The organism is Flavobacterium bomense (genome assembly GCF_003970355.1).
Genome location: NZ_RYDJ01000079.1, coordinates 675 through 1,578, shown reverse-complemented (window position 1 = coordinate 1,578; position 904 = coordinate 675). Strand labels below are relative to the sequence as shown.

The following is a 904-nucleotide window of genomic DNA, read 5'->3' as shown; positions in this document are numbered from 1 at the left end:
ATAGCCCGAGAACAAATCCATACATAATCCTCTACAATCACTGGGGCACCAATCGCTTTGAAATGAATATCATTATAATCGTGATGCAACGTCCAGATCATTACTTCTGAAGCAATTGTAACATTCTTACCTATTTTTATGCCTCTGCGATCGTCTAAATGAACTTTGAAGCCTATAGTAGAACCCGTTTCAATTTCTATTTTTGAACCATCCCAAATATAACAATTTCTATAAATAGAAACTCCTTTTGCAATTTTAGATCCCATTTTTCGTAATATAAATGCACGCAAATGCTTTGAATACATTGGAGTAACAATTGAATTAAGAAAAATCCATCTCCATGCTATTTTATGCCTTGAAAAAATTAATTTAGCTCTCTTTAATCTTTTTATAATCATCCTATTTTATATTTTTATTAGATTTTGCTCTAAAAGCTTCAAAAATAAATTTATCCTTTGTGAAGTAATATGTTTGCTTAAATATTCCGAGTATTTTTTAATTGGAATCGCTTTGATATCCCTCAAGATGTCCAGCTGTTTTTCAAATTCTTCATATGAATCTATATCTTTACAGAAGCTATCCATTTCATAATAGTCTGTATCAGCATTTTTAGGATAATGAGCCATTACTAAACACCCCCCAGAAATCAATTCTAAAAATCTTGGCGTAACTTGATTGAAAAAATTGGTTTCCGTTTTTGCTAAATCCAAACCGGGAGTGGTATAAAATGAAATTTTTGTTGCCCTTAAAATATCTAGATAAGCATCTCTGCCAATAGCATGTCCAACTTTCTTTCCTTTATTGGTATAAAAAAATCGATTGTCTATATTATTAGTACCTAGCACATATTCAAAATCAGGATGCTTTTCACAATATCGTTCCAAAAAATTTAAAAAATTTTAAT

Annotated in this window: 2 protein-coding genes; both read right to left on the bottom strand. The window is 30.2% G+C overall.

Annotation, left to right across the window (positions count from 1 at the left end; genetic code table 11):
• A partial coding sequence (locus tag EKL98_RS15665) for an acyltransferase (RefSeq protein WP_394343483.1) occupies positions 1-266 on the bottom strand: 266 nt, incomplete at its 3' end.
• A gap of 138 nt (positions 267-404) precedes the next feature.
• Positions 405-884 (bottom strand): hypothetical protein, encoded by a 480-nt coding sequence (locus tag EKL98_RS15660; protein WP_126563118.1) that lies wholly within the window; start codon positions 882-884, stop codon positions 405-407.
• Positions 885-904 lie beyond the last annotated feature (20 nt).